The organism is Variovorax sp. OK212, from assembly GCF_900112425.1.
GTDB lineage: Bacteria > Pseudomonadota > Gammaproteobacteria > Burkholderiales > Burkholderiaceae_C > Variovorax.
On sequence record NZ_FOLP01000007.1, the window covers coordinates 290,645 to 315,248 of the forward strand.

A 24,604-nucleotide genomic window follows, 5' to 3' on the forward strand; every position below is an offset into this window, starting at 1 on the left:
ACATGAGCATCGATCGTCGTTCTTTCGTCGCGGCTGCGGGCGCCCTGGGCGCGCTCGGCAGCGGCACGCTGTTCAGCACCGCGGCCCGGGCGCAGCAGCCCGCGGGCCAGCCGATCCGCGTGGGTGGCACGCTGGCGTTGACGGGGCCGCTGTCGGCCACGGGCCTCGTGCACAAGCTCACCGGAGAGATCTACGTGGACGGCCTCAACAAGCGCGGCGGCCTGCTGGGCCGCCCCGTGGAGTGGGTGCTGAAGGACGACCAGTCCAAGCCCGACCTCGCGCGCACGCTGTACGAGCAACTGGTCACGGCCGACAAGGTCGACCTGCTCATCGGCCCGTACGCCACGGGCAACATCCTGTCCGCCATGGGCGTGGCCCAGCGCTACAACAAGACGCTGGTGCACCACACCTTCGGCATTCCGAGCCTGGCCAAGTACGAGCAGCAGTTCCCCGCGTGGTCGCTCGGACCCGACCCCGAGAAGACCATGCCCGCCATGGTGCTCGACGCGCTCGCCACTTCGCCCAAGCCGCCCAAGACCATCGCCATCGTCACCAGCAAGTTTCCGTCGGTGCACTTCGTGGCGCTGGGCGCGCGCGAGGTGGCCAAGCAGCGCGGCCTGAAGGAAGTGCTGTTCCTCGAGTGGGACTTCGGCAACCGCGACTTCGGCCCCATTGCGGGCCGGCTGAAGGAGGCCAACCCCGACTTCATCTGGAACGGCGCCATCGGCCTCGAAGGCAACCAGCTGCTCGATGCGATGAAGAAGATCGACTACGCACCGCTGCACCACTTCTATCACGTGCCCGCGCCCGCGCCGATGCTCAAGGCGCCCGAGGCCAACGGTGCGCTGGCCACCACCATCTTCGAAGACCATCCGCCGTTCACCGACAACCCCGTGGCCGCCGAGTTCGTGAAGGTCTACCGCGAGCGCGCGGCCAAGGCCGGCCTGCCCGACACCGCGGTGGAGACGCAGGCCGCCGCCTCGTATTCCGCATGGCAGATCATCGAGGCCGCCGTGGTCGCCACCAAGGGCCTGGACGACAAGGCCATGGCCACCTGGCTGCGCGCCAACAAGGTCGACACCATCCAGGGCAAGCTGCGCTTCAACGAGCGCGGCAACTTCGGCGACGACCTGGGCAAGGTCAAGCAGGTGCAGAACGGCAAGTGGGTGGTGGTGTGGCCCAAGGAATGGGCCGCCCCGGGCGCCAGGCTGCAAACGCGCGGGGTGGCCAGCTGATGAGCTTCCCCAGTGCCACGCTGCTGGCCCAGTCCGTTCTGGCGGGCCTGTTCACCGGGGCACTCTACGGCTTGCTGGGGCTCGGCCTCAGCCTGTCGTGGGGGATGCTGCGGCAGATCAACCTTGCGCATTTCGCGCTCGCCTTCCTGGGCGCCTACCTCACCTACGAACTGTCGAGCCACCGCGGCGTCGACCCGCTGCTCACGCTGGGGGTGATCGTGCCGCTGTTCTTCGTGCTGGGCGTGGCCCTGCACTGGGTGCTCACGCGCTTTCGGGTGAGTCCGTTCAACTCGCTGCTGGTCACTTTCGGCATCACCGTGATCATCGAGGCGCTGCTGCAGTGGACCTGGACGGCCGACTACCGCAAGCTGGAGTCGAGCTACGCGGAGCACAAGCTGCAGATCGGCCCGCTCTACCTACCGGTGCCCGAGCTCATCACGCTGGGGCTGGGCGTGGGCATTTCGCTGGCGGTGTGGCTCGCGCTGCGCCGCACCGACCTGGGCAAGGCCATGCGCGCCGCTGCTGAAGACGCACCCATTGCCGCGGCCTTCGGCGTGAACCAGCACGCGCTGGCGCTGATGCTCTCGGGCCTCAACGCGGCGCTGGCCGGCGTGGCGGGCGTGTGCATTGCGCTGGCCTACACGCTGTCGCCTTCGCAGATCTACGCGTGGATCGGCGTGGTGTTCGCGGCCGTGATGCTGGGCGGCCTGGGCCGCCCGCTCGGCCCGCTCATTGCGGGCTGCATCATCGGCGTGACCGAGGCCGTGACCATGACGGTGACCGCGCCTTCGTGGGCACCGCTGGTGTCGTTCTCGCTGCTGATGTTCGTGCTGCTGGTGCGGCCGGGGAGGGTGGCATGAAGCGCTCGTTCCTGCTGATTCTCGCGGCCGGCGCGGGGCTGGCCGTGGTGCCGTGGCTCGGGCTGCCGGCGTTCTACGAATCCATCCTGTACCTGGTGCTGCACTGGGTGGCGCTGGTCACCTCGTGGAACCTGCTGTCGGGCTACTCGGGGTACTTCTCGTTCGGGCACGGGGCGTTCTTCGGCATCGGCATGTACACCACGGCCACGCTGGCAACGCGCTTGGACATTCCGTTCCTCTGGACGCTGCCGGCCGCCGCCGCGGTGGCCGCGCTGGTCGGCACGCTGCTGGGCGCGGTGGCGTTTCGCGTGCAGGCGGTGCGCGCAGAGCTGTTCTCGCTGCTCACGCTGGCCGCCACCTTCGTGGTGGCGACCATCATCCTCAACACGCCCATCGACGGCGGGCCGGGCGTGTACATGAGCGCGGTGGCGGTGCCGCAGATCGGGCCCTCCGCCTCGGGCACCTTCTACCTGTTGGCGCTGGGCGTGGCGGTGCTCACGGTGCTGGCCGCGCTGGCCGTGTACCACTCGCGCTTCGGCACGGGCTTGTTCGCGATCCATGACGACGAGGACGTGGCCGAGGTCATGGGCGTGCCCACCTACCGCTACAAGCTCGGCGCCTTCGCGCTCTCGTGCGGGCTGGCGGGCGTGGTCGGCGGCGTGCATGCGCTGTTCATCTCGTACGTGACCACGGGCGACACCTTCACCATCGCGATGCCGCTCACGGTGGTGCTGATGGCGGTGCTCGGCGGCACGCGGCACTGGGCCGGGCCGATCGTCGGTGCGACGGCCATCACGCTGCTGCTCTATGCCTTCACGGGCGGCGACAGCGCGATCATCGGCAAGGGCATGACGGGGCTGGTGCTGATCGTGGTGATCCTGTTCATGCCCGAAGGGCTGCTGGGGCAGGTGCTGAAGTGGTGGAAAGCACGGCGCGGTGCGCCGGCGGCTTCGACGGCACCGGTGCCGGCGCATGTGGCCGTGGCTGCGGGTTCAGGTGCGGGTGCGGGTGCGGGTACGGGTACGGGTACGGGTGCGAAGGTGCCCGCCGCCATCACCGGCGAAGTGCTGCTGCGTGCCGAAGGCGTGCGCAAGTCCTTCAAGGGCGTGCATGCGCTGCGCGGCGTGAGCCTGGAAGTGCGGCGCGGCGAGATCCTCGGCCTGCTCGGGCCCAACGGCTCGGGCAAGTCGACCTTCATCAATGTGGCGAGCGGCCATTACGCGGTAACGGCCGGCCGCATCGAGTTCGCGGGCCGCCGCATCTCGGGCGTTCCGGCGCACCGCATCGCGCAGGGCGGCATCGCGCGCACGTACCAGATCCCGCGGCCCTTCGCGCACCTCACGGTGCTGGAGAACGTGGCGCTGCCCGCGATGTTCGGCGCCGCCGCGCTCGACCGGCAGACCGCCGAGGCCGAAGCCTGGCAGTGGCTCGCCTTCACCGGCCTCACCGAGCGCGCGCACGCCTTGCCGGCCGACCTGAACCTGCACCAGCGCAAGTTCCTGGAGTTCGCGCGCGCGCTGGCGTCGCGCCCGCAGGTGCTGATGCTCGACGAGGTGCTCTCGGGCCTCACGCCGTCGGAAATCGACGAGGCCGTGGCGCTCATCCGCCGCATTCGCGACCAGGGCGCGACCATCGTCTTCGTCGAGCACGTGATGCGCGCGGTGATGGCGCTGTGCGACCGCATCGTGGTGTTCAACCGCGGCGAGGTGCTGGCCGAAGGCGCGCCGCACGACGTGATGCAGCGGCCCGAAGTGGTGTCGGCCTACCTGGGCCAGGCCATGGAACCGGAGGCGCCCGCCGCGCCGGCCGCGGCGGTGTCCGTGGCGGCAGACAGGGAGCTGGCCCATGCTTGAACTCGAATCGATCCGCGTCGCCTACGGGCAGGCCACCGCGCTGTGGGACGTGTCGCTGTCCATCGGCAAGGGCGAGCTGCTGTGCATCGTCGGGCCCAACAGCGCGGGCAAGAGCACGCTCATCAACGCCGTGGCCGGGCTGCACCGCATCAGCGCGGGCCGCATGCGCTTCGAGGGGCAGGACATCTCGCGCCTGGCGCCGCACCGCTTCTGCGCGCAGGGCATTGCGCTGGTGCCCGAGGGGCGGCGCCTGTTCACCGAGATGACGGTGCGCGAGAACCTCGAGCTCGGCAGCTACCTGCGCGCGGCGCGGCTGGAGCGCGCGCGCTCGATGGAGCATGTGTGCACGCTGTTCCCCGCGCTGAAGGAAAAGCTGGAGCAGCCGGCCGGCTCGCTCTCGGGCGGCCAGCAGCAGATGGTGGCCATCGGCCGCGCGCTCATGGCGCGGCCCAAGCTGCTGCTGCTCGACGAGCCTTCGCTGGGGCTGGCGCCGAGCATCGTGCTGGACATGTTCACCGCCATCCGCCGCATCCATGCCGACGGCATCGCGGTGCTGCTGGTGGAGCAGAACGTGGGCATGGCGCTGGACGTGGCCGAGCGTGCGGCGGTGCTGGAAGAAGGGCGCATCGTGGCGCTGGGCCGGCCTGAAGAGCTGATGGCGCGGCCGGAGTTGCGGCGCGCCTACCTGGGGCTGGACGCGGAGCTTGGGGAAGAGGGCGAAGAGGGCGGCCCTACGCCGGGTGCGACGGCTCGCGGCGCTCCTGCAGCGCCATCGGCTTCGGCCGCCGCAGCGCCAGCCACCACAGCAGCGCGGCATTGACCGCCCAGCTGCCCGCCAGCAACAGCAGCGCGGTGGTCGCGACGCCCGGCGAGAGGCCCAGCGTGAGCAGGCTCAGCGACCACGGCAGCCCGCCCGCAATGGCGACCAGCATGCCGACCTCGCTGTCGGGCACCACGGCGCTGGCCAGGATGCACACCACCCCGCCGATCGTGTAGATCAGCGCGGCGGTGCGCCATCCGGCGCGCGGTCCGGGGCGTTTTTGCAAATGTGAATTCGCAATGGGCATGCACCGAGCATCGCCGATCCCGCACCCCGGCGTGAAGGCCTGTTACGCGAAGGGTCGTAGTGTTTTGGCGACGCTGTCAGCCGCCGTTTGCCAACTTCTGCACGAAGGGCGCAACTGGTGCTAGCGGCAGCGCTTTTTCAGCGCCGAGCGCCAACGCGAGCAAGGCCGTGTCGCTGCCTTCCGCGCCCGTCAACTCCAGCCCGGCCGGCAGGCCGTTCGACGCCAGTCCCATCGGCAGGCTCACGGCCGGCAGCCCCGCCATGCCGGCCGGGCCGGTGTTGCGGATGTAGGCCGAGAAGGCCGACACGCGCCGCCCGCACAGCGTCACCTCCACGTCGTCGCCGATGCGCGCGGCGGTCAGCGGGCTGGTGGGAAAGACCAGCGCGGCCAGCTGGTGCCGCGCAAAGCATTCGCGGTACGCCGCCTGCATGCGCGGGCGCAGCGTGTGCCGTGCGTGGGCATAGGCCTCGGGCGTGACGGCGGTGTCGCCGAACAACCGCTCGAACAGCGGGCGCACGTCGGGGCTGACCACGGCGTCGGTGAGCGCGCGGGCGTCGAAGGGGCGGCCGTGGCGCGCGAAGTAGGCGGCCAGCGCGGGCAGGATCTCGTGCAGCGAGATCGACATCGACGCCTGCTGGAACAGCGCGCCGGCTTCGGCCAGGTCGCAAGGCACCAGCACCGCGCCCGCCGCGCGCAGCCGTTCCATGCTGTCGCGCGCCAGCTCGGCCACGGGCGGATCGACGTCTTCCCAGAAATAAGCCGCCGGCACACCCAGCCGCACGCCCGCGAGCGGCGTGGCGGCCAGGTGCGCGGGGCTGCCGGTCACGGCATGGTCGACCAGCACGCAGTCGTCCACGCAGCGTGCCATCACGCCGGCCGTGTCGAAGGTCGGCGAGATGGGTACCAGCCCGTCGTCCGGCCAGCGGTGCACCGTGGGCCGAAAGCCCACCAGCCCGCACAGCGCGGCCGGCACGCGCACCGAGCCGCCCGTGTCGGTGCCGATGGCCGCCGGCGCGGCGCGCAGGCCGAGCAGCGCCGCATTGCCGCCGCTGGAGCCGCCCGTGACGTGCGCGGCATCGAACGGGTTGCGCGACGGCCCGAAGGCATGGTTGTGGCCGGTGACGCCTTGGGACCACTCGTGCAGGTTGGTCTTGCCGAGCACGAGCGCGCCTGCATCGAGCAGGCGTTGCGTCACGCCGGCGTGCATGCGCGGCGTGTGGTCCGCCATCCAAGGGCTGCCGGCGGTGGTCGGCATGCCGGCCACGTCGATGTTGTCCTTGAAGGCCAGCGGCACGCCATGCAGGGGAAGCGTGCCGGCGGCGGGCCTGGGCCCGGCATCGAGCGCGGCGGCGGCCGACAGAAGCTGTTCGGGGTCGAGATGGCGCAGGGCGCCGAAGGGCGCGATGGCTTCGGCGCGGGCTAGCAGGGCGCGGGCGTAGTCGGTGGCGCGCAGTTCGCCGCTGGCCATCCGGCGCGCGGCGTCGCGGGCGGAAAGGTCGGTGAGCGTGGTGAACGTGGTGGGGGCGGCGGGTGCGGAGGGAACGGCAGGGGCGGCGGAATCGGTCAGCGCATGCATTCGGTTCATGAGGGGCTCGAGCAGGTTCGAAATTGGGGCAGAAGCTGCACTTGGGTGCATGTTCCGGGCCAATTCACGCTTCCGAAGGCGAAAAACACATGGAAAAAGGCTGGCATGGATACTGCTTAATGAGTTTTTTGTATTCAAGAGGCTTTCAACATGTCTTTCAAGTCCTTGCGTCTCCTGGCTGCCGTCGCCGCGTCGATGGCCCTTCTGCAGGCGTTGCCCGCATCCGCCGCTGAAAAGGTGTCCTTGCGCCTGAAGTGGCTGGCGCAGGCGCAGTTCGCCGGCTTCTACGTGGCCAAGGCCAAGGGCTTCTACGACCAGGCCGGCCTCGACCTCACCATCAACCCCGGCGGCCCCAACCTCAACGTCGAGACGCTCGTGGCCTCGGGCAACGACACCTTCGGCCTGGCCGGCGGCACCGAGACCGTGCTGCTCGCCCGCGAAAAGGGCCTGCCGCTGGTGTGCATCGGCGTGACCGTGCAGAAGACGCCGTTCACCTATGTGGCCTACAAGGACTCCGGCATCACCAAGGTGCAGGACTTCGCGGGCAAGAAGGTCGCCACCTGGTTCACCGGCACGCAGTACACGCTGTACTCCATGCTCGCCTCGGGCGGCGTGAAGCAGAGCGACCTCACCATCGTTCCGCAGTCGGGCTCGATGGCGCCCTTCGTCGAGAAGCAGTTCGACGTGGCCGCCGCCACCTACTACAACGAACTCAACACGCTGAAAGAGCAGGGCCTGGGCGACAAGCTCACGCTCATCAAGCCCGACGACTACGGCGTGGTCGTGCAGCAGGACACCGTGCTGGTGTCCGAGAAGTACCGCAACGAGAAGCCGCAGCAGGTGCAGGCCTTCATGAACGCCACCATCAAGGGCTGGAAGTACGCGCTGCAGAACAAGAAGGAAGCCATCGACATCGTCATGGCCGCTTCGCCCAGCCTGAACCGTCCGCACCAGGAAGCCATGCTCGAGGAGTTCGAGAAGCTCGTGAAGGCCGGCAAGGGCGGCACCGACGGCATCCTGGCCATCGACCTGCCCACCGTCGAGAAGATGCAGACCCAGCTCGTGGGCTACAAGGCGCTGAAGGCACCGGCCGACCTGTCCAAGGCGTACGACGCCAGCTTCTGGACGCAGGTGCCCGCCGCCGACAAGAAGTTCTGAGCCGCATCACTGCCAAGACCATGAAATTCATGCCTCACGAAGTGATGCCGCCCGCCGTGGCCCCAGCGGGCGACGCGGCGCCGCCCATGCTCGAGCTGGTCAACGTGTGGAAGCGCTTCGGTGAAGCGCAGGCACAGACCGTCGCGGTGTCGGGCGTCAACCTGCGGATCGCGAAGAGCGAGTTCGTCACGCTCGTGGGCCCTTCGGGTTGCGGCAAGTCGACGCTCTTCAACATGATCGCGGGCCTGCTGCCGCCCGACGACGACGGCTCGCTGCTGTTCGGCGGCGCGCCGCAGCGCGACGGCCAGCTGCTGGGCAAGGTGTCGTTCATGCCGCAGCGCGACCTGCTGTTTCCGTGGCGCACCGTGCTGGACAACGCCATCCTCGCGCTCGAGGTGGAAGGCGTGCCCCGCAAGGAGGCGCGCGAGCGTGCCCGCAGCATGCTGCCCGAGTTCGGCCTGGCCGGCTTCGCCAACCACTACCCGCACCAGCTCTCCGGCGGCATGCGCCAGCGCGTGGCGCTGATGCGCACCTTCCTGTTCGAGCGCGACCTGATGCTGCTCGACGAACCCTTCGGCGCGCTCGACGCGCTCACCCGCACCCGCATGCAGCACTGGCTGCTGGAGCTGTGGGCCAGGCACCGCCGCACGGTGCTCTTCATCACGCACGACATCGACGAAGCCATCCTGCTGGGCGACAAGGTGCTGGTGATGACCGCGCGCCCCGGCACCGTGAAGAGCGAGACCGTGATCGACCTGCCGCGCCCGCGCGACCCGTCGGTGGTGCTCACGCCCGAGTTCATCGGCCTCAAGCAGCGCCTGCTGGCCGAGATCGAGGAAGAAAGCCAGAAGACCTTCGCGCAGGAGGGCACCGCCTCGTGAACGCCCTCTTGCAGCGCGCCGTGCGCTCGCCCGCGTTGGCCTTCATCGGGCTGGCGCTGGTGTGGGAGCTCTGCGTGCACGCCTTCGCGCCGTCGCCGCGCTATCTGCCGGCGCTCAGCGCCATCGCGCAGGACGCCTGGTCGGTGTGGCCGCAACTGGCGCGCGGCTTCGGCCGCACGCTGCTCGAAACCGTGCTCGGCTTTGCCATGGGCGCGCTCTTCGGCTGCTTCTGCGGCACGGTGTTCACCTACTCGCGCTGGATGGAGCGCTCGGTGTTCCCACTGTTCGTGGTCTCGCAGACCGTGCCGGTGGTGGCCTTCGGCGCGCTCATCGTCATCTGGTTCGGCAACTCGCTGCTGGCCAAGGTGATGACCGCGTTCTTCCTGACTTTCTTCCCGGTCACGGTGAACACGCTGCGCGGGCTGAAGTCGTGCGACCCGCAACGCATGGCGCTGATGCGCAGCTTCGGCGCCAACCGCCTCGTGATGTTCTTCAAGCTGGCCGTGCCGTCAGCGCTGCCGCAGATCATGGTGGGGCTGCGCGTGGCCATAGGCCTGAGCCTCATCGGCTCGGTGGTGGGCGAGTGGTTCGGCGAAACCGTGGGCCTGGGCGTGATGCTGATGGAGGCGATGAACGCCGACCTGGTGGTGCGCCTGTGGGTGGTGATGTTTGCCTGCGGGCTGATGGGTGCGCTGCTCTACGGGCTGCTCACCTTCGTGGAAAGGAGGCTCGTATGGTGGCGCAGCGAAAGTTGATGCCTTCCGCGCAGCGGAAGTTGATGCCCTCCGCGCAGCGGAAGTTGCTGGCTTCTCCGGTGGTGCCGGTGGTGCTGAGCATCGTCGTTCTGCTGGTGGTGTGGGAAGGCGCGATCCTTCTCTTCAAGATTCCGCCGTTCGTGCTGCCCAGCCTGGGCGCGATCGTGCAGCACGCGTTCACCGACACCGGCCGCCTCATGGCCGCGTTGCTGGCCACGCTGGGCGAGGCGCTCGGCGGCTATGCGCTGGGCAGCGTGCTCGGCCTGCTGCTGGCCGTGGTGCTGCTGCTGGCACCGCCGCTGGAGCGCATCGTGATGCCGCTGGCCGTGGCAGTGAACGCGGTGCCCACCGTGGCCTATGCGCCGCTGTTCCTCATCTGGTTCGGCCTGGGTGCCGCATCGAAGATCGCGCTGGTGGCATTGGCCGTGGGCTTCACGATGCTGGTCAACGCACTGCATGGCCTGAAGCAGGCCGACCTTGCCGCGGTGAACCTCATGCGCAGCTTCGGCGCCGGGCAGATGAAGATCGTGTGGCGCCTGCGCCTGCCGGTGGCCATGCCCTCGGTGGTGACGGCGCTGCGCATCGGCGTGCCGCGCAGCATGATCGTCGCGATCGTCGGCGAGATGCTGGGCGCCTACGCGGGGCTCGGGCGAATGATCTATGAATCGACGCAGCAGGTCGACCTGCTGAGCGTGTGGTCGGCGGTGCTGGTTGCGTCGCTCGCGAGCATGGTCTTCTACGGCCTGCTGATCTGGATCGACCAGAAACTGGTGTGGTGGCGCTGATGACGAGCAAGAGCAATCCCGCGGCGTACCCGCAGACCGAAGCCGAGCTGCGCGTGCAACTCGCCGCCTGCTACCGACTGGTGGCGCACTTCGGCATGGACGACCTCATCTACAACCACATCTCGGCGCGCGTGCCGGGGCCGGAGCACCACTTCCTCATCAACCCCTACGGGCTGCTGTTCTCGGAAGTGACGGCTTCGTCGCTGGTGAAGATCGACCTCGAAGGCCACAAGGTGGACGACACCGAGGCAGAGGTGAACCGCGCGGGCTTCGTGATCCACAGCGCAATTCATGCGGGCCGGCCCGACGCGCTGTGCGTGCTGCACACGCACTCCGAAGCCGGCACCGCCATCGCGGCCATGCCCCACGGCCTCTCGCCGCTGAGCCAGTTCGCCATGCGCTACCAAGGCCACACCGCGTTCCACGACTACGAAGGCGTGGCGCTGGAAACCGGCGAGCGCGAGCGGCTGGTGCGCGACCTGGGGCCGCACCACACGCTGGTGCTGCGCAACCACGGCATCCTGACGGTGGGGCGCACCATTCCCGAGGCCTTCATCCTCATGTACTACTTCGAGAAGGCCGCCAAGGTGCAGCTGCTCGCGCAGGGCGGCATCGCGCCCGGCCAGTCGCTGGTGTACCCGCAGCCCGAAGTGAGCGACCTGGCCGCGCGCCAGTTCACCGAATTTGCCGGCGACATCCTGCCGCCCGGCACGCGCGAATGGCCCGCGTTCCTGCGCATGCTGGAGCGCACCCAGCCCGACTACCGGCTCTGACAGCGGTTCCCTTCATCTTTCCCCTCTGAGACACGTTCCAAACGTTCTACAAGTCCTACACATTCCGACCATGCAACTCGAGAACCTCACCTCCTTCATCGGCACCGAAGTCAAGGGCATCGACCTGCGCGAACCCGTGAGCGACGCCGACTTCGCCGTGCTGCGCGACACGCTCAACCAGCGCTCCGTGCTGCTGTTTCGCGGCCAGCACATCGACGAGTCGCAGCACGTGGCGTTCTCGCGCCGCTTCGGCACGCTGCTGGGCCACGTGCTCACGCAGTTCCTGAAGAAGGAGCACCCCGAGGTCTACGTGCTGTCGAACGTGTCGGAAAACGGCAAGCCCATCGGCAACCACAAGGAAGGCTGGAACTGGCACTCCGACCTGTCGTACAAGGCCGAGCCCTCGATGGGCGCGCTGCTCTACGCACTCGAAGTGCCGCCGGTGGAAGGCGACACCTTCTTCGCCTCGATGCATGCGGCCTACGACGCGCTCGACGAAGAAACCAAGGCGCGCATCCGCCCCATGACCGCCACGCACAGCTATGCCAACTACTACGGCAAGGCCTTCGCCGACCGCAACCCGCTCACGCCCGAGCAGCTGGCCGCCACGCCCGACGTGGTGCACCCGCTGGTGCGCACGCACCCTGAAACGGGCCGCCTCTCGCTCTACGTGGGCGAAGACGTGGTGAAGGAAATCGACGGCCTGCCCGCCGAAGAAAGCGTGACCTTGCTGGCCGAGCTGAACGCGCACGCCATCTCGCCCGCGTTCAGCTACCGCCACAAGTGGCTCGCGGGCGACCTGCTGGTGTGGGACAACCGCTGCACCATGCACCGCGCCACGCCGTACGACGACAACGTGTACCGCCGCGTGATGCACCGCACCACCGTGGCCGGCGACCGCCCGTTCTGACACCGCGCCAGGAACCGCGCGAGCCCGCCGAACAGGCCCCGCGTTTGAAGACCGACAAAGACAAGCACAACAAGGAAGGCAAGCACATGGAACCGAACGAACCTGAGATGGCGGCAGAACCGTCGGCCCTGCGCGGACGAGATCGCCAGCGCGGCAAGGGCGCCACACTGTCCGACGAGCTGAAGGACACGCTGGAAGACCTCATCGTCAGCGGCGTGATGAAGCCCGGCGCGCGGCTCGACGAGGCCGAGCTGGCCGAGCGCTTCAAGGTGTCGCGCACGCCGGTGCGCGAGGCGCTGAAGGCGCTGGCCGCCACCGGCCTGGTCGACCTGCGCAGCCGCCAGGGCGGCGTGTGCGTGGCGCGCATCTCGCTGCCCATGCTCATCGAGATGTTCCAGATGATGGCCGTCATGGAAGGCCTGTGCGCCAAGTTCGCGGCGCGCCGCGCCACCGAGGCGCAGAAGCTGCGCATGAGCACGCTGCACGACGAGCTCACCCGCATCCTGGCCTCGGGCGACCACTCGCGCTTCTACGACGTGAACCAGGACTTCCACGACGCGCTGTACGAGGCCTCCAACACGCACTACCTGGCCGAGCAGACACGCGCGCTGCGCAAGCGGGTGCGCGTGTACCGCCGCTACGTCACCTTCCAGCCCGGGCGCATGACCGCCACCATCGGCGAGCACGGCGCCATCCTGGACGCCATCCGGCGCAACGACCCGGCGGCCGCGTTCTCTTCCGCCATCGACCACGTGAGCCTGCTCGAGGACGACATCGTCGACCTGATCGCGGCGCTGTCCGAGCAGGACGGCGGCGCGCCCTGAGCCTCTCTTTCAAGCATTCCATTTTTTCTCGACCGAATTTTTCGACCGCATTCCAGGACATCACTTCATCATGAAACTCGAACTCGAAGGCAAGACCGTTCTCATCACCGGCGCTTCCAAAGGCATCGGCCTTGCAGCCGCCCACTCGTTCGCGGCCGAAGGCTGCCACCTGCAACTGGCCGCGCGCGACGGCGTGGCGCTGGCCGCGGCCAAGGAAGAGATCGAGAAGATCTACCCCATCAACGTGCGCATCCACCCGATGGACCTGGCCGCGCCGGGCGCCATGCAGCAACTGGCCGAGGCGGCCGGGCACGTCGACATTCTGGTGAACAACGCGGGCGACATTCCGGCCGGCCCGATCGAGTCGCTCGACTTCGCCGTGGTGCGCCGCGGCTTCCAGCTCAAGGTGCTGGGCTACATGGAACTCACGCAGATCTACTACGCGCGCATGAAGGCCGCGGGCGGCGGCGTGATCGTGAACGACATCGGCAACTCCGGCGAGAACTGGGACGCCAACTACATCGCCGGCTCCACCGGCAACGCGGCCGTGATGGCCTTCACGCGCGCCCTGGGCGGCGTGAGCCTGGACGACGGCATTCGCGTGGTGGGCGTGAACCCCGGCCCCGTGGCCACCGACCGCATGGTCAAGCTCATGAAGCGCCGCGCGCTCGACACCCACGGCGACGAAGGCCGCTGGGAAGAGCTGTTCGACAACTACCCCGGCGGCCGCCCGGCCACGCCGGAAGAAGTGGCCGAGCTGATGGTGTTCCTGGCCTCGCCGCGCGCGGGCTACATCACCGGCACCGTGGTGACCATCGACGGCGGCATTGCCGCACGCGGCTCGATCATCAAGACCAGCAAGAAGGCCATCGCCGCCGAACAGCAAAGGCTCGCGGCATGAGCGCGGTACTCAAGCCCGTCGAGGCACCCAAGGCCGCGGCCTCGTCGGTGACCACCGACGCCGAAACCCGCAACCAGTATTTCGACCGCCTGTTCACCAACCCCGAGCTGATGTGGCTCGGCCAGAACACCAACCATTACCCGCTGCACCCCGCGGTGAAGAAGGCGCTGCACGACGCCATCGACGACGAGAGCTTTCACGCCTACGCGCCGCCGCTGGGCATGGAAGCGCTGCGCTCGGCCATCGTGGCCGACCTGGGCGTGGCCGGCCAGTCGGCCGTGGTGACCGACGGTGCGGTGTCCGCGCTGGCGCTGGCCTGCCGTGCCTTCTGCGTGGCGGGCAAGGGCTTCGTCACCACCGATCCGGGCTGGAAGTGGCCGCTGCAGTTCGCGGCCAAGGCCGGCTCGGTGATCACCGAGATTCCGATCTACGGGCCCGAGTACGGCTTCAAGCTCTCGGCCGAGGCGCTGGCCGCGTCGACCGACGAGAACACCGCCGTCATCTACCTGGTCGACCCCAACAACCCGCTGGGCACCACCTACACCGAAGACGAGATTCGCGCCTTTGCCGACCGCGCCCGCGAGATCGGCGCCGTGCTGATCCACGACTGCACCTACCGCGACTTTGCCGACAGCCACACGCTGGCCTCGCGCTTCTACCCGGAAGGCACCGTGACCATCGTGAGCTTCTCGAAGTGGCTCGGCCTGGCCGGCCTGCGCCTGGGCGCGCTCGTGGCCTCGCCCGAGCTGCTCGCGCGCATCCTGCCGCACTCGCAGGCCCCGCTGGGCGCCAGCGTGCTGGCACAGCGCGCCGCCATTGCGGGCCTGGCCGTCAAGGACGAGTGGATGGCCGAGGTCATCACGCAGCAGCGCGCCAACCAGCAGATGATCGTCGACGCCTTCGCGAAGCTGCCGGGCTTCGAGGTGCCGGTGTTCCCCTCGCAGGCCAACTTCATCGTGGTCGAGTGCAGCAAGGCGGGCGTGACGCCCGAGGCGCTGGTCACCGCGCTGGGCGAGCACGACATCATGGTGCGGCAGGGCACGTACCACACGCCGCGCTTCGGCCACCGCTTCATCAAGATCTCGACCACCGTGCCCAAGGCCTGGGCGCAAGCCCTGTGCGACGTGCTGCCGCAGGCCGTGGAACGCGCACGCAGCCTGCCGGCCACGGCGGCCCTGTTCTGAGGAAGGACGAACGATGAGCTTCGCCACCACCCCCGACGGCACCCGCCTGTACTACGAGAGCGCCGGCAGCGGCACGCCGATCGTGTTCGTGCACGAGTTCGGCGGGGACCACCGCAGCTGGGAGCCGCAGATGCGCTACTTCGCGCGGCGCCACCAGTGCGTGACCTTCGGCGCGCGCGGCTATCCGCCGTCGGACGTGCCGCAGGACCTGGAGCGCTATTCGCAGGCCACCGCGGCCGACGACATCGTTGCCGTGATGGACGCGCTGGAGCTGGAGCGCGCGCACATCGTGGGCCTGTCGATGGGCGGCTTTGCCACGCTGCACTTCGGTCTGCGCCACGCGAAGCGCGCCGCCTCGCTGGTGATTGCCGGCGCGGGCTACGGCGCGGAGAAGGAACACGAAGACTACTTTCGCGGTGTCTCGCTCGAAGTGGCCAGGCAGTTCGAGGCGCAAGGCTCCGAGAAATTCGCGCGCACCTATTCGCTGGGCGCGAGCCGCGTGCAGTTCCAGAACAAGGACCCGCGCGGCTGGCAGGAGTTTGCGGCCTGGCTCGGCGAGCACGACGCCGTGGGCGCGGCCAACACCATGCGCGGCGTGCAGGCCCGCCGCCCGTCGATCTACGACCTGGAGAGCGACCTGCGCGTGATGGCCGTGCCTTCGCTGGTGGTGGTCGGCGACGAGGACGACCACTGCCTGCAGCCCGGCATCTTCCTGAAGAAGACCGTGCCCGCCTGCGGCCTTGCCGTGATGCCCAAGACCGGCCACACGCTCAACCTGGAAGAGCCCGCCGCGTTCAACGCCTTGCTGGCCGAGTTCTTCGCGCAGGTCGAGGCCGGCCAGTGGAAGCCGCGCGATCCGCGTGCGCTGCCCAGCCAGATCATGAAGACCGACTGATGAACGCCGAAGCAGCCACTGATCAGACCGCGCGGACCGAGAAGCCAGAAAAGGCCGGGCACGGCACCGCGGGCGAGAAGGGCATCTGGCGCATCGACGCCGACCGCCTGTGGGACCGGCTCATGACGCTCGCGCGCATCGGCGCCACGCCCGGCGGCGGTGTCGACCGGCAGGCGCTGAGCGCGGAAGAAATCGCCTCGTGGCACACGATGATCGACTGGGCGCTGTCGGCGGGGCTGGAGCCTTCGACCGACGCGGTGGGCAACCTCTTCATCGCGCTGCCCGGCATCGACCGCAACGCGCCGCCCGTGCTGGCCGGCAGCCACCTCGACAGCCAGCCCGGCGGCGGGCGCTTCGACGGCGTGTACGGCGTGGCGGCTGCGCTGGAGGTGCTCACCACCATGGCCGCGCGCGGCGTGCGCCCGCCGGTGGACATCGTCTGCGTGGCGTGGATGAACGAGGAGGGCTCGCGCTTCGCGCCCGGCATGATGGGCTCCGAAGCCTTTGCCGGCGTGCGCAGCCTGGAAGACGTGCGCGCGGTGCGCGACGCCAAGGGCGTGTCGGTGGCCGACGCACTCGATGCCTTGCATGCCGCGTTCCCCGCGCTGCGCAGGCGCCCGCTGGGCTTTGCGCTGGCGGCGTATGTCGAGGCGCACATCGAGCAGGGGCCCATCCTGGAGGCGCAGGACCACGTGATCGGCGTGGTCACCGGCATCCAGGGCAAGAAGACATTCGACATCGTCATCGAGGGCGAGCGCGGCCACGCCGGCACGCTGGCCATGGCCGACAGGCGCGATGCGCTCGCAGCCTTCTCGCGCATCGCCGTGGCGCTGTATGCGCAGGTCGGCGGGCATGACGACATCGTGAAGTTCACCATCGGCCGCCTGCAGGTCGAGCCCAACGCGCCGTCGGTGGTGCCCGAGCGCGCCACGCTGCGCATCGACCTGCGCCACCCCGACAACGCCGTGCTCGAGCGGCTGGGCCAGCGCCTGGTGACGCTGTGCGAGACGCTGGCCGCGCCGTGCCACGTGAGCGTGACGCCGCTGGTCGACGCGCCTTCCAACGTCTTCGACCCCGCGCTGCAGCAAGCCATTGCACAGGCCGCTGAGCGCATCGGCGAGCCGCACATGCCCATTCTTTCGGCCGCCGGCCACGACGCGCGCCACATGGCGCCGCTGTGCCCGAGCGCGATGATCTTCATTCCCTGCCGCGACGGCGTGAGCCATGCGGAACACGAGTGGGCCGAGCCCACGCACGTGGCGGCCGGGGCGAACGTGCTGCTGCGCGTGTTGCTGCCGTATGCAGGAGAGGGCGCACAGCCATGAACTCGACAGCCACCGCCGCAGTGCATGACGAGGCCGCCATGCCCGCCATGCCCGCCATGCCCGCCACGCTCGACATGGCAGACCTGCCCATGCAGCACCCGCGCGCGCCCGCCAGCGCCGCGCAGGCGCGGGCGCGCTTCTTCAACTCGGGCAACGCCTTCAACGTGAAGCTGCCCGTGGTGCCCGCGCAGATGTTCGCGCCGCCGCAGGAAGGCCGCTTCGGCGTGTTCGACTGCGACCAGTCGCGCGCCTTGGGCTGCGGCTTCGCGGCCACCACGCCGCTGATGCTCGCGCGCTATGTGCGCGTTGCCGCGCGCGATGCGCTGCTGCCGCTGGAGGTGAACGCCACCGGCTCGGTCTGGTACGTGATTGCCGGCAGCGGCCGCCTGGCCGGCGGTGCCGACAGCTTCGCCTTCGGCACGGGCGACGTGTTCCTGCTGCCCGGCGCCGCGGGCTACCGGCTGGAGGCCGGCCCTGAAGATCTCCTGCTGTGGACCGTGGGCAACGAGCCGCAGCTGGCCTTCGAGCGCGCGCAGCCCGCACCGCTGGCCAAGGCGACCATCGACGCGGTGCACTACACGGCCGAGGAAATCGAGCGCCAGTTCGCGTTGATCTTCTCCACCGCCACGCGCGACGAAACCTCGGGCCGCGCGCTGATCTTCTCGTCGGACCGCCAATCGGCCGCGCGCAATCTCACGCCCACGCTCACCCTGAGCTTCAACACGCTCCAGCCGCACACCCACCAGCGCACCCACCGCCACAACTCCGCCGCCATCACGCTGGTGGTGCAGGGCGAGGGCTGCCATTCGATGGTGGGCGATGCCAGGTGCCCGTGGGCGCCGTGGTCCACGCTGGTCACGCCGCCGGGCGCGCCGCACTCGCACCACAATGCGGGCGCGCAAGGCGCGCGCTTTCTCATCGTGCAGGACGGTGGCCTGCACTACCACGCACGCACCATGGGGTTCGAGTTTCTGGAGTCCGTGGCTTCCGTGGAGTCCCTCGAATAGAGGAGTCGGGAGATCGCAACATGGGCCTTGCACCTGCGCGTCTTCGATCTGTAATTTGAGCGGGCCACCATGCGCGCATGTCTGGTCAACTTATCTCCATCGCCCTGACCGTCGATCAACACGACGGCGGCGATTACTTCTGGGTGCTGCTCGAGTCCTTCGACAACTCGATGGAGTTCGAGTCGCTCATGGAAGCCGCCAAGGGCTTCCACACCTATGCCGAAGCGCTGCAGGCGGGCTACGCCGTGCTGCGCGGCCTGTCGGAAGACCTGAACGTCGGCCCGCGCGAGGAGGCCGACGAATCGGCCTTCACGGAAGACAGCGCGGTCGGCGAGTTCGACTGAGCGCACGCCGGCATTCGTGGGCCGCGCAGCCGCGCGGCCTGCTGCATCGCGCCGCCGGAGCCCGCCGAGGCATGCCGACCCATCGCTGCATGCTGCGCGCCTATGCCGATTGGCGGAAGCCACAAACATGGGGTGCGTCCGCCAAATGGCGGATGTCCAATGGCTGTCACCAAGCGTAGGCTCTGACCGACACGCCTCCCCATGGCGGACCGGAGACATTGCACCTGCACAGGCGGCCACACCCGGTGTGGGCCGCTTCTGTGCGTTGCGGCCTGTGCACATGCACACCATGGCCGTGCTCACAAGATGTCGGGGAGTTTCGATGGTCGAGTATTTCCGTGTAGGCCTGCCCTACATCCGAGTGCGTTTCAAGGTTCCCGCGCGGCGCGGCGGGCGGGTCGAACTGCAAGGCAAATTCGGTGTGATCACCGGTGCCAGCGGTGAGTACCTGCTGGTGAAGTTCGACGGCGAGTTTGCCGCGGTGATCATTCACCCGGTCGAACTCAACTACGTGGAGGCGGGCGAGGCTGTCGAGCCTGCGCCGCCTGTTCAGATGCCGGGCACGAGGCCTTGCACCGAATAGGGACCGCACACGACCACGCTCGCGTCCTGCGCCCATTGCACGGCGTACTGGTCCGCGAACTCCTCGGCCTGGCGGCCGTTGGCGCTGCTCCAGTGCCTGCTGTACCAGTCGACATGGTGGCCGACCTCATGGCAGAACAGGTGCTCGATGTAGAAGCGCTTGAGATCCGCCTGCGAAAAATCGACATGCCAGCGCCCCTGGTCGTTGCACAGCGTGGCGCCATAGCGCAGGTACGGCGCCACATGCTGAGGCTTGGGTTTCTTGCGCCCCACGTAGAGGCGGCCGTCCACCCGCCACGGGTACAGCAGGATCGCGCGCACGCCGCTGCCGCAGGTGAACTCGGCCAGCGGCGCGTCCAGCCCCGTCATGCGGGTCGGCCTGCGGCGCAGCCAGATGTGCGTGATGCCCGTGCCATGGTTGGCCGGAAGCGCGCGCAGGGCCGCCGCGCATTCCTGCGCCGACACCGGAAAGAAGAACTCGCGCGACGGGTTGTCCTGCACGAGGAGGGGCAGCGCCTCGCCCGGGCTTGGGCGCTTCAGCGAGTGCGCGCGGGCGAAGATGTTGTCCGTCATGCGGCGGCGCACGCGCCCGCCGTAGATGTCGCCGTAGGTACGGCTTTTCTTCCAGGGTGTCGCTGAGCGGTTCTTCATGGAGGGGGCCCGCGCGGGGCTATGCTGGCGGCCGTTGATTGATGCGGCCGAATGATATGAAGAAATCCACCCCTGCGAAGAAAACCCGAACCAGCACCTACGACCTCAAGAAGCAATGGCATTGGGGCCGCGCCATGCGCGAACTGCGCATTGCGGATTTCCAGAAAGACGGCCGCGTGCTGGTGCCTGGCGAATACACCGGCGAGGGCCCGGCCACCGACGACGGCACGGGCGCGTTGCGCACCGTGGGCGGCATCCAGGTGGGCGCGGCCAACTACGAGACCGGAATGATGTGGGTGGGCCGCAAGCTGCGCGAAGGCGATCTGCCTACAAAAGCCGCCTGATCGCACGGCCGATCGGCCGAATTTCTTCAGGGTAAATCCCGGCGATTTTTGTCTGCGGCAGGTCTATCTTGGGCTTGTGACCAACTGCTGGAGACGATCATGTTGATGGTTGCGAAGGTGATGGTTGTCGGCGCAACGGCCCTTGTCATGGGCGGCGTGCCTTCACCGGGCAGCGACCCTGCCGACCTTTCTGTCTCGGCCTCACCCGTGGTGGCTGCCGCTAACACCAGCCAGACAACCCCTGCATGCCCGAGCGGCTGCAATGTCTGGCGAATGATCTACGACGGCCGCTGAACGCGCGGTGAAAAGGCTTCGAGCCGCGGCCTCGCGGGCCGCAGGGGCGCTTCGCGCTCTTTCTGTCGATCACGCCGCCGAACACCTTTCGCACTCTCCGCGAGCGCCTTGTGGGCTTCATGCCGAAGCCCATGCATCGAGGGCTGGTTTACTGTTCTTAAAAACTGTATATTCATACAGTCTTTTTTGGCAACTGGCCTTTGATGAGCGCGCTACGCGCGTGGGGGCGATGAACCATGAATCAATCTGAGCTTTTCTTTCCGCGGGCTGCCGCAGCGGTGATGCCCATGGCAATGCCGATGCAGGTGCCTGTATCACCAGCCGTGCGGCACATGCCCGCACCCTCGCTCGCGTCGACGCTAGCACCCGCGCGCGCGGTGCAGCGCGACGAGCCGTTCCGGTTCGAGAACGTCGAGGTCGAGGCGCGCGTCACCTACACCGTTCGGCTGGCCGACTACCCGCACCCCGCCGCGGACGCGGTGAAGGTCGCGGAGCAGCGCTTTCGCCGCGAGATCGACAAGCAACTGGGCGGCGACGTGGTCGCTGCGCTGCGCGCGTTCCAGAACGCGAGCGAGTCGAGCGAGAGCGATCTGTCGAAGGCCGAGATCGCGATGGCCAAGCGCTGGGCCAAGGCCTACGACGCGGCGCGCACCGCGGGCTTTCGCGACCTGGGCGACACCGACGAAGCGTTCTTCGACGTGCGGCCGATCTGAAGCCGGAGCGCGCCGTTTCGGCGGCGCGCCAGGTGCAGTGGCAGTGGTTGCCGTCGCCGCTATGGGCGAGGGCGCCAGAGCTGGCCCTCGAGGATCAGGTGCTGCACCGACTGCAGCGCGTCGCCCGACGCGCTCATCATCATCGCGTTGAGCTGCTCCAGCCGCGGCAGCATGCCGAGCACCAGGTGCGGGAGGCCTTCGGCGTTTTCTTCCGCGGCGTGACGCATGGCAAGCAGCAGTTGCTCGACCTGGTAAGTGGCGTGAAGCGTCACGTCGAGCCTGGCCGGTGCGCCCAGTGCGTTCGAGGTGGAGCGGGCAGGGCGCTGCGATACATTTCTGGTAGCCATGGTGTGCGATTTCCTTTGCTGGGAGCACGTTGTGGTCAGACGGCTGCAGGGGTCCTACCCCCTGCGGCCGTCGCCTTTTGTGCCTCACTGCGGACGACGCTGCTTGCGTTGTCCCCGCCATGAGGCGCGGCGGTGGTGGCTCATGGCTTTGGCTTGGGCAACCCCGCCTTGGCAATGCAGGCCCGAACCCAACGGGCACCGCCCAGCAAAGCGAACTTCTCCTTCTGCGCCGGTGTCATGCGAACCGTGATGGGGATGGACGCGACGCCCTCCTGGAGCGGAGCGCGACCGGGTCTTGCCTTGGGGGATTTCTTGAGGGCCATGAACCTCGATGATCAGCGAGCGAGTGCTGTTGCGGGCGCGCGGGGTGTGCGGCTTGCGCAAGGAAATGGCGCAAGGCGTGCGCTATTTCATGAGCTTCGAATTGGTTTGAAAAGTGTCTTGTCGCGAGACAATTTCAGTTCGAAGAAATCGCGTGAAGACGCTGCATGCAACGTGTGAGAGGCAGGAAAGAATGAGCGTCGAGACTGACTACAAGGGCTTGCTGGACACGTCGTTCGACCCGACCTTCGCTTCGCTCGAATTGCCTTCGCTGCCGTGGGTGGGAAGCCGCTACGCGAGCTCGCAGAAGAAGACCATCGTGCTTGGGGAAAGCGTGTACGCCTTCGGCAAGAACGACGCGCATGCGGCCAGCCTGGCCTACGTGGCAAGCAGTGACGCGCTGCGCAGGATGCACCTGAATCGCGCGCTCGCGTTGAACTCGAAGAAGGTGGGGCGCGCGACCTATGTTCGCAACTTCGAACGGGCCGTTTACCTGAAGAGCAAGACATCGCCGGCGGAGCGGCAGCGCCTGTGGTCGGAGCTTGCGTTTTTCAACCTGGTTCATCGCCCGATGAAGACGCGCAAGCATCGCCCGGACGACGCCGACTACCTGCACGGGTGGGCGTCGTTCTTCACCGTGGCGGCTGCCCTGGGCGCCGAGCGTTGTGTCGTCTACGGCACCGAGTGGCCGAAGATCGATGCACTGCGCGACCTGTGCGGCGCCGAGAACGTGACCCGCCGAAAGTACGACCCCATCGCGGGCGTTCAGCCGTCGGAGCTCACCGCGACGCACGAAGGTCGCTCGATGGCGTTCCTGTTCATTCGCCACCCCAGCGCCTTCTTTCCGTGGAGCGACTGGGGCGCGTGGATGCGCAGCAAGAACTGGCACCTGGCGCCGGCTGCCTAAGGCCATGGCCCAGCGCGGCCGTTCTGGGCATAGTGGGGTTTTCGAAGGAGATGCCATGTCCATCCAGCAGGACGAATTCTTCGCGGCCTTCCAGGCCCTGGAGGCCCAGCGCGAGTCCCACCGCAACCTGATGGCCCAGATTGCTGCCGGCGAGCCTTACGACCGGCAGGCGCTGAAGCGGGAACTGGAAGAGCTCGACGTTCTGTACAAGGTCTTCCAGGAGAAAGCCAAGCCGTTCGTGCACTAAACGGCGAAAAAGGCAAAAAAAGCAAAAAAAGTGAATCCGTTTGTGAGGTCGCTGCGTAGAGCGGTCGGATGGCCCGAATTTTTCAGCGGGGCCACGCCGTTTTCCCACTTGGCGCAGGAGAAAAGCCATGGCGACCTACGAAAGAGTGATCCGCGAAACCGGCAGGTTCAACGTGGTGGACGCAGAAGACCGTCAGAGCACGGTCATCGAGTACACGACGTTCTTCCTGCGCGTGAGCCTGCACAAGGAGTACAGCCCGAAGAAGGGGGATGTGTCCTATCGGCTGGCGGACGGTCGGGCGGTGAACCGCACGCAGGGCGGGCACTTCGATGTGGGCAATGGGCTGTGCAGGTTCTTTGCGGTGGGGGACGGGGCGGGCGATGCCCGGCTGGGGTGGGCGACGCGGGGGATGGCGTCGGACGTGGGCGTGCAGTGCGGCTTGCACTAGGGTCAGCGTTCCACCGGGCACGGCCCTTTTGACGGGCCATTGCCGGGGACTTACCGGGACTTGCCGAGGCTTGTCAAGATCCGGGCATTGCGCGCCGCGTTTCTCGACTGCCCTGGGGTCGAAACAATGTCCGCATGAGACGGCTGAGGCTGGCCTGTGCGCGAGTTGCTGGTGCGGGGCGCTCATGCTCGAGTGAGGTCTCGACGCGGTGCATCATTCGTTTCCTGACTATTTGGGGGAAGCGAGATGGGGAAGCCCGAACCGAAGGTGGTCCGACTGCAGATGCAGCGGGATGCGCAAAGCGCTTTTGCCGTGATGCATCAAGATGGTCAAGCCGTGTCGATCCATGCGATCGAGCGCCCTGGTCTCGAGTCTCTTCCTGGCGACGGTGAGACATATCGCAGCATCACCGAGGCGCACAACCGGGCCTGGTGGCTGTGGGTGGATGCGCTGAGGGCTTAGGTGAAACAGATGGCAAAGCCGACACGCACCGCCGCCCAGCTTCGGTCCCTGCTGCTCGAGCGCATCGAGACGATTCCCGACCTGCGCGGCGTGCCGACCGATGTGCACGACGCTGGCGTCGTGTGGGCAGACCCAGGCGGCGAGGGCGGCGCGAACTGGACGGTGCCGGTGCGCACCGACCGGGGCGCGCACCGCGTCGACATCGCGCGCATCGTGCGCGAGCTGCAGATGCGCTTCGACCTGGAGGATTGATCGGCGCGACACTCCGCGCTCCAAAGAATGGAGGCGGAGATGAACGGACTCGTGATGCTCGGTCTGTGGACGCTGGTCGGTGCGGTCATTGCGCTGCTTGCGGGTTGGTCTCCTGCCTTGAAATGGGCAAACGAAAACGCGGGGTTTTCCTCTTGGGTACAGGCCGTTGGTTCGGTCGCTGCAATCGGTCTCGCCGTCTGGGTTGTACAGCGCCAGCATCGGCTGGAACTCCGGCGGCAAGCAATTGCAGATTGGCAAACTAAGCGCGCAGCTCTGCAGGGCGTGTTGCAGGTGATGAGCGGCGTGTACAGCGTCGCTGAGAAGATCGCAAGCATCGGGTGCGTTCGACCTCCCGTGCTGATGGACCTCTTCCATCTTGCGGTTGAGCTTGAGGTGTTGGTGAGTGCGCTGTCACGCACTGACTACCTCCGATTCGAAACGCACAGCGCTATCGAAGGGCTCTCTGTTTCTGAAAGTTTAGGCAAAGCACTTCTTCACAGTGCCAAAAAGGGGCATGAGCGTATGAGGCAAGCCGATGCCCCCGATCATTGGCCGGCGATCATTGCGCGTGCAAACGAGTGCGCCGCAGGCATCAAGGTGCGAACGGATCGTCTCTATGCGGATATCGTCGTACTGGAGCCCCCGCCCAAGAGCACACACTCGCAGGCTTCTTGGGCACGCTAGGCAGCTTGGG

Annotated in this window: 31 protein-coding genes; 27 read left to right on the forward strand and 4 right to left on the reverse strand. The window is 67.8% G+C overall.

Annotated features, from left to right (window positions below; translation table 11 throughout):
- Positions 1-2 precede the first annotated feature (2 nt).
- Genes BM004_RS22255 through BM004_RS22270 form a run of 4 tightly spaced genes read left to right on the forward strand, consistent with a single transcriptional unit; the run spans position 3 to position 4,768 of the window.
- A complete protein-coding gene (locus BM004_RS22255; RefSeq protein WP_093122936.1) occupies positions 3-1,235 on the forward strand; it encodes an amino acid ABC transporter substrate-binding protein in 1,233 nt (410 codons plus the stop codon).
- Positions 1,235-2,095, forward strand: a complete 861-nt coding sequence (locus BM004_RS22260) for a branched-chain amino acid ABC transporter permease (RefSeq protein WP_177206567.1) — start codon at positions 1,235-1,237, stop codon at positions 2,093-2,095. Before BM004_RS22255 ends, BM004_RS22260 begins: the two co-directional genes overlap by 1 nt.
- On the forward strand, positions 2,092-3,948 hold the full coding sequence (locus BM004_RS22265; protein WP_093216768.1) for a branched-chain amino acid ABC transporter ATP-binding protein/permease: 1,857 nt from the start codon (positions 2,092-2,094) through the stop codon (positions 3,946-3,948). The genes BM004_RS22260 and BM004_RS22265 overlap by 4 nt, the downstream gene beginning before the upstream one ends.
- Positions 3,941-4,768: an ABC transporter ATP-binding protein gene (locus tag BM004_RS22270; RefSeq protein ID WP_093216770.1), complete on the forward strand. Its 828-nt coding sequence runs from the start codon at positions 3,941-3,943 to the stop codon at positions 4,766-4,768. The genes BM004_RS22265 and BM004_RS22270 overlap by 8 nt, the downstream gene beginning before the upstream one ends.
- Here the strand turns inward: BM004_RS22270 and BM004_RS22275 are convergent.
- Positions 4,680-4,994: a hypothetical protein gene (locus BM004_RS22275; RefSeq protein WP_256219984.1), complete on the reverse strand. Its 315-nt coding sequence runs from the start codon at positions 4,992-4,994 to the stop codon at positions 4,680-4,682. The genes BM004_RS22270 and BM004_RS22275 overlap by 89 nt on opposite strands.
- Before the next feature lie 97 nt (positions 4,995-5,091).
- On the reverse strand, positions 5,092-6,600 hold the full coding sequence (iaaH, locus tag BM004_RS22280) for an indoleacetamide hydrolase (RefSeq protein ID WP_177206568.1): 1,509 nt from the start codon (positions 6,598-6,600) through the stop codon (positions 5,092-5,094).
- Positions 6,601-6,750: 150 nt separating this feature from the next.
- Here iaaH and BM004_RS22285 point away from each other — a divergent pair, with 150 nt between their 5' ends.
- From BM004_RS22285 to BM004_RS22350, 14 genes are all read left to right on the forward strand, one after another.
- Positions 6,751-7,758 (forward strand): ABC transporter substrate-binding protein, encoded by a 1,008-nt coding sequence (locus BM004_RS22285; RefSeq protein ID WP_093122924.1) that lies wholly within the window; start codon positions 6,751-6,753, stop codon positions 7,756-7,758.
- A gap of 20 nt (positions 7,759-7,778) precedes the next feature.
- The gene (locus BM004_RS22290; RefSeq protein ID WP_093122923.1) at positions 7,779-8,639 is read left to right on the forward strand and encodes an ABC transporter ATP-binding protein; all 861 of its coding nucleotides are present in this window, start codon (positions 7,779-7,781) and stop codon (positions 8,637-8,639) included.
- On the forward strand, positions 8,636-9,394 hold the full coding sequence (locus BM004_RS22295; RefSeq protein WP_093122921.1) for an ABC transporter permease: 759 nt from the start codon (positions 8,636-8,638) through the stop codon (positions 9,392-9,394). The genes BM004_RS22290 and BM004_RS22295 overlap by 4 nt, the downstream gene beginning before the upstream one ends.
- 44 nt (positions 9,395-9,438) lie before the next feature.
- Positions 9,439-10,179, forward strand: a complete 741-nt coding sequence (locus BM004_RS22300; RefSeq protein ID WP_256219985.1) for an ABC transporter permease — start codon at positions 9,439-9,441, stop codon at positions 10,177-10,179.
- A complete protein-coding gene (locus BM004_RS22305; RefSeq protein WP_093216873.1) occupies positions 10,179-10,952 on the forward strand; it encodes a class II aldolase/adducin family protein in 774 nt (257 codons plus the stop codon). Before BM004_RS22300 ends, BM004_RS22305 begins: the two co-directional genes overlap by 1 nt.
- A 70-nt stretch (positions 10,953-11,022) precedes the next feature.
- Positions 11,023-11,862 carry a TauD/TfdA dioxygenase family protein gene (locus BM004_RS22310; protein WP_093216774.1) on the forward strand — a complete coding sequence of 280 codons (840 nt, stop codon included), beginning with the start codon at positions 11,023-11,025 and terminating at the stop codon, positions 11,860-11,862.
- An 86-nt stretch (positions 11,863-11,948) separates the two neighbouring features.
- Positions 11,949-12,686: a GntR family transcriptional regulator gene (locus tag BM004_RS22315; protein WP_093123364.1), complete on the forward strand. Its 738-nt coding sequence runs from the start codon at positions 11,949-11,951 to the stop codon at positions 12,684-12,686.
- A 70-nt stretch (positions 12,687-12,756) separates the two neighbouring features.
- Positions 12,757-13,587, forward strand: a complete 831-nt coding sequence (locus BM004_RS22320; protein WP_093216777.1) for an SDR family oxidoreductase — start codon at positions 12,757-12,759, stop codon at positions 13,585-13,587.
- Complete coding sequence (locus tag BM004_RS22325; RefSeq protein WP_093216779.1) at positions 13,584-14,771, forward strand: pyridoxal phosphate-dependent aminotransferase; 1,188 nt, start codon at positions 13,584-13,586, stop codon at positions 14,769-14,771. The genes BM004_RS22320 and BM004_RS22325 overlap by 4 nt, the downstream gene beginning before the upstream one ends.
- A 13-nt stretch (positions 14,772-14,784) precedes the next feature.
- Positions 14,785-15,666 (forward strand): alpha/beta fold hydrolase, encoded by an 882-nt coding sequence (locus BM004_RS22330; RefSeq protein ID WP_093216782.1) that lies wholly within the window; start codon positions 14,785-14,787, stop codon positions 15,664-15,666.
- On the forward strand, positions 15,666-16,991 hold the full coding sequence (locus tag BM004_RS22335; protein WP_093216784.1) for a Zn-dependent hydrolase: 1,326 nt from the start codon (positions 15,666-15,668) through the stop codon (positions 16,989-16,991). Before BM004_RS22330 ends, BM004_RS22335 begins: the two co-directional genes overlap by 1 nt.
- Positions 16,988-17,998 (forward strand): cupin domain-containing protein, encoded by a 1,011-nt coding sequence (locus tag BM004_RS22340; protein WP_093216787.1) that lies wholly within the window; start codon positions 16,988-16,990, stop codon positions 17,996-17,998. Before BM004_RS22335 ends, BM004_RS22340 begins: the two co-directional genes overlap by 4 nt.
- A 77-nt stretch (positions 17,999-18,075) precedes the next feature.
- Positions 18,076-18,342 (forward strand): hypothetical protein, encoded by a 267-nt coding sequence (locus BM004_RS22345; RefSeq protein ID WP_093122902.1) that lies wholly within the window; start codon positions 18,076-18,078, stop codon positions 18,340-18,342.
- 289 nt (positions 18,343-18,631) lie between these two features.
- Positions 18,632-18,925, forward strand: coding sequence for a hypothetical protein (locus tag BM004_RS22350; RefSeq protein WP_256219986.1), 294 nt, complete (start codon positions 18,632-18,634; stop codon positions 18,923-18,925).
- Here the strand turns inward: BM004_RS22350 and BM004_RS22355 are convergent.
- Entirely contained in the window at positions 18,892-19,575 is a 684-nt protein-coding gene (locus BM004_RS22355) for a hypothetical protein (protein ID WP_093216790.1), read from the reverse strand. The genes BM004_RS22350 and BM004_RS22355 overlap by 34 nt on opposite strands.
- A gap of 56 nt (positions 19,576-19,631) precedes the next feature.
- On the opposite strand from BM004_RS22355, the gene BM004_RS22360 reads away from it, so the two are divergent.
- From BM004_RS22360 to BM004_RS22365, 3 genes are all read left to right on the forward strand, one after another.
- Positions 19,632-19,919 carry a hypothetical protein gene (locus BM004_RS22360; RefSeq protein ID WP_093216792.1) on the forward strand — a complete coding sequence of 96 codons (288 nt, stop codon included), beginning with the start codon at positions 19,632-19,634 and terminating at the stop codon, positions 19,917-19,919.
- Between the two features lie 99 nt (positions 19,920-20,018).
- A complete protein-coding gene (locus BM004_RS40730; protein WP_093122894.1) occupies positions 20,019-20,213 on the forward strand; it encodes a hypothetical protein in 195 nt (64 codons plus the stop codon).
- A 332-nt stretch (positions 20,214-20,545) separates the two neighbouring features.
- Entirely contained in the window at positions 20,546-20,926 is a 381-nt protein-coding gene (locus BM004_RS22365) for a hypothetical protein (RefSeq protein ID WP_256219987.1), read from the forward strand.
- A 59-nt stretch (positions 20,927-20,985) separates the two neighbouring features.
- On the opposite strand, the gene BM004_RS40735 is transcribed toward BM004_RS22365, so the two are convergent.
- The gene (locus BM004_RS40735; protein ID WP_143072471.1) at positions 20,986-21,273 is read right to left on the reverse strand and encodes a hypothetical protein; all 288 of its coding nucleotides are present in this window, start codon (positions 21,271-21,273) and stop codon (positions 20,986-20,988) included.
- Positions 21,274-21,787: 514 nt separating this feature from the next.
- On the opposite strand from BM004_RS40735, the gene BM004_RS22370 reads away from it, so the two are divergent.
- The 6 genes from BM004_RS22370 to BM004_RS22395 all read left to right on the forward strand — a co-directional run bounded on the left by BM004_RS22370 (position 21,788) and on the right by BM004_RS22395 (position 24,594).
- A complete protein-coding gene (locus BM004_RS22370) occupies positions 21,788-22,501 on the forward strand; it encodes a hypothetical protein (RefSeq protein ID WP_093216798.1) in 714 nt (237 codons plus the stop codon).
- A gap of 55 nt (positions 22,502-22,556) precedes the next feature.
- Complete coding sequence (locus tag BM004_RS22375; RefSeq protein ID WP_093216800.1) at positions 22,557-22,748, forward strand: hypothetical protein; 192 nt, start codon at positions 22,557-22,559, stop codon at positions 22,746-22,748.
- Between the two features lie 127 nt (positions 22,749-22,875).
- Positions 22,876-23,196: a hypothetical protein gene (locus tag BM004_RS22380; protein ID WP_093216803.1), complete on the forward strand. Its 321-nt coding sequence runs from the start codon at positions 22,876-22,878 to the stop codon at positions 23,194-23,196.
- A gap of 246 nt (positions 23,197-23,442) precedes the next feature.
- On the forward strand, positions 23,443-23,658 hold the full coding sequence (locus BM004_RS22385; protein ID WP_093216805.1) for a hypothetical protein: 216 nt from the start codon (positions 23,443-23,445) through the stop codon (positions 23,656-23,658).
- A 9-nt stretch (positions 23,659-23,667) separates the two neighbouring features.
- The gene (locus BM004_RS22390; protein WP_093216808.1) at positions 23,668-23,910 is read left to right on the forward strand and encodes a hypothetical protein; all 243 of its coding nucleotides are present in this window, start codon (positions 23,668-23,670) and stop codon (positions 23,908-23,910) included.
- A 39-nt stretch (positions 23,911-23,949) separates the two neighbouring features.
- Positions 23,950-24,594 carry a hypothetical protein gene (locus BM004_RS22395; RefSeq protein ID WP_143072472.1) on the forward strand — a complete coding sequence of 215 codons (645 nt, stop codon included), beginning with the start codon at positions 23,950-23,952 and terminating at the stop codon, positions 24,592-24,594.
- Positions 24,595-24,604: the final 10 nt, after the last annotated feature.

Excerpts from the sequence above, each read along its gene's own strand:
- BM004_RS40730 (WP_093122894.1), top strand. The coding sequence starts at position 20,019 with ATGTTGATGGTTGCGAAGGTGATGGTTGTCGGCGCAACGGCCCTTGTC.
- BM004_RS22355 (WP_093216790.1), bottom strand. The coding sequence starts at position 19,575 with ATGAAGAACCGCTCAGCGACACCCTGGAAGAAAAGCCGTACCTACGGC.
- BM004_RS22395 (WP_143072472.1), top strand. The coding sequence starts at position 23,950 with ATGAACGGACTCGTGATGCTCGGTCTGTGGACGCTGGTCGGTGCGGTC.
- BM004_RS22360 (WP_093216792.1), top strand. The coding sequence starts at position 19,632 with ATGAAGAAATCCACCCCTGCGAAGAAAACCCGAACCAGCACCTACGAC.
- BM004_RS22385 (WP_093216805.1), top strand. The coding sequence starts at position 23,443 with ATGGGGAAGCCCGAACCGAAGGTGGTCCGACTGCAGATGCAGCGGGAT.
- BM004_RS22265 (WP_093216768.1), top strand. The coding sequence starts at position 2,092 with ATGAAGCGCTCGTTCCTGCTGATTCTCGCGGCCGGCGCGGGGCTGGCC.
- BM004_RS22285 (WP_093122924.1), top strand. The coding sequence starts at position 6,751 with ATGTCTTTCAAGTCCTTGCGTCTCCTGGCTGCCGTCGCCGCGTCGATG.
- BM004_RS22375 (WP_093216800.1), top strand. The coding sequence starts at position 22,557 with ATGTCCATCCAGCAGGACGAATTCTTCGCGGCCTTCCAGGCCCTGGAG.
- BM004_RS22340 (WP_093216787.1), top strand. The coding sequence starts at position 16,988 with ATGAACTCGACAGCCACCGCCGCAGTGCATGACGAGGCCGCCATGCCC.
- BM004_RS22305 (WP_093216873.1), top strand. The coding sequence starts at position 10,179 with ATGACGAGCAAGAGCAATCCCGCGGCGTACCCGCAGACCGAAGCCGAG.
- BM004_RS22365 (WP_256219987.1), top strand. The coding sequence starts at position 20,546 with ATGCCCGCACCCTCGCTCGCGTCGACGCTAGCACCCGCGCGCGCGGTG.
- BM004_RS22330 (WP_093216782.1), top strand. The coding sequence starts at position 14,785 with ATGAGCTTCGCCACCACCCCCGACGGCACCCGCCTGTACTACGAGAGC.
- BM004_RS22315 (WP_093123364.1), top strand. The coding sequence starts at position 11,949 with ATGGAACCGAACGAACCTGAGATGGCGGCAGAACCGTCGGCCCTGCGC.
- BM004_RS22390 (WP_093216808.1), top strand. The coding sequence starts at position 23,668 with ATGGCAAAGCCGACACGCACCGCCGCCCAGCTTCGGTCCCTGCTGCTC.
- BM004_RS22270 (WP_093216770.1), top strand. The coding sequence starts at position 3,941 with ATGCTTGAACTCGAATCGATCCGCGTCGCCTACGGGCAGGCCACCGCG.
- BM004_RS22335 (WP_093216784.1), top strand. The coding sequence starts at position 15,666 with ATGAACGCCGAAGCAGCCACTGATCAGACCGCGCGGACCGAGAAGCCA.
- BM004_RS22345 (WP_093122902.1), top strand. The coding sequence starts at position 18,076 with ATGTCTGGTCAACTTATCTCCATCGCCCTGACCGTCGATCAACACGAC.
- BM004_RS22260 (WP_177206567.1), top strand. The coding sequence starts at position 1,235 with ATGAGCTTCCCCAGTGCCACGCTGCTGGCCCAGTCCGTTCTGGCGGGC.
- BM004_RS22325 (WP_093216779.1), top strand. The coding sequence starts at position 13,584 with ATGAGCGCGGTACTCAAGCCCGTCGAGGCACCCAAGGCCGCGGCCTCG.
- BM004_RS22290 (WP_093122923.1), top strand. The coding sequence starts at position 7,779 with ATGAAATTCATGCCTCACGAAGTGATGCCGCCCGCCGTGGCCCCAGCG.
- BM004_RS40735 (WP_143072471.1), bottom strand. The coding sequence starts at position 21,273 with ATGGCTACCAGAAATGTATCGCAGCGCCCTGCCCGCTCCACCTCGAAC.
- BM004_RS22310 (WP_093216774.1), top strand. The coding sequence starts at position 11,023 with ATGCAACTCGAGAACCTCACCTCCTTCATCGGCACCGAAGTCAAGGGC.
- BM004_RS22380 (WP_093216803.1), top strand. The coding sequence starts at position 22,876 with ATGGCGACCTACGAAAGAGTGATCCGCGAAACCGGCAGGTTCAACGTG.
- BM004_RS22320 (WP_093216777.1), top strand. The coding sequence starts at position 12,757 with ATGAAACTCGAACTCGAAGGCAAGACCGTTCTCATCACCGGCGCTTCC.
- BM004_RS22370 (WP_093216798.1), top strand. The coding sequence starts at position 21,788 with ATGAGCGTCGAGACTGACTACAAGGGCTTGCTGGACACGTCGTTCGAC.
- BM004_RS22350 (WP_256219986.1), top strand. The coding sequence starts at position 18,632 with ATGGCCGTGCTCACAAGATGTCGGGGAGTTTCGATGGTCGAGTATTTC.
- BM004_RS22255 (WP_093122936.1), top strand. The coding sequence starts at position 3 with ATGAGCATCGATCGTCGTTCTTTCGTCGCGGCTGCGGGCGCCCTGGGC.
- iaaH (WP_177206568.1), bottom strand. The coding sequence starts at position 6,600 with ATGAACCGAATGCATGCGCTGACCGATTCCGCCGCCCCTGCCGTTCCC.